Consider the following 416-nt stretch of genomic DNA (forward strand, 5'->3'; position numbering starts at 1 on the left):
CGAGAGTTTGTAACACCCGAAGTCGGTGGGGTAACCTTTATGGAGCCAGCCGCCTAAGGTGGGACAGATGATTGGGGTGAAGTCGTAACAAGGTAGCCGTATCGGAAGGTGCGGCTGGATCACCTCCTTTCTATGGAGAATTGATGAACGCTGTTCATCAATATAAGTTTCCGTGTTTCGTTTTGTTCAGTTTTGAGAGAACTATCTCTCATATATAAATGTATGTTCTTTGAAAACTAGATAACAGTGTAGCTCATATTTTTTTAATTTTAGTTTGGTTAAGTTAGAAAGGGCGCACGGTGGATGCCTTGACACTAGGAGTCGATGAAGGACGGGACTAACGCCGATATGCTTCGGGGAGCTGTAAGTAAGCTTTGATCCGAAGATTTCCGAATGGGGAAACCCACCATACGTAA

At 44.2% G+C, this 416-nt stretch carries 2 rRNA genes; both read left to right on the forward strand.

Annotated features, from left to right (window positions below):
• Positions 1–130, forward strand: a 16S ribosomal RNA gene (locus AC1DMU_RS29715); the annotation flags it as partial.
• Between the two features lie 146 nt (positions 131–276).
• Positions 277–416, forward strand: a 23S ribosomal RNA gene (locus tag AC1DMU_RS29720); the annotation flags it as partial.

The organism is Bacillus sp. 01N45 (assembly GCF_056399205.1).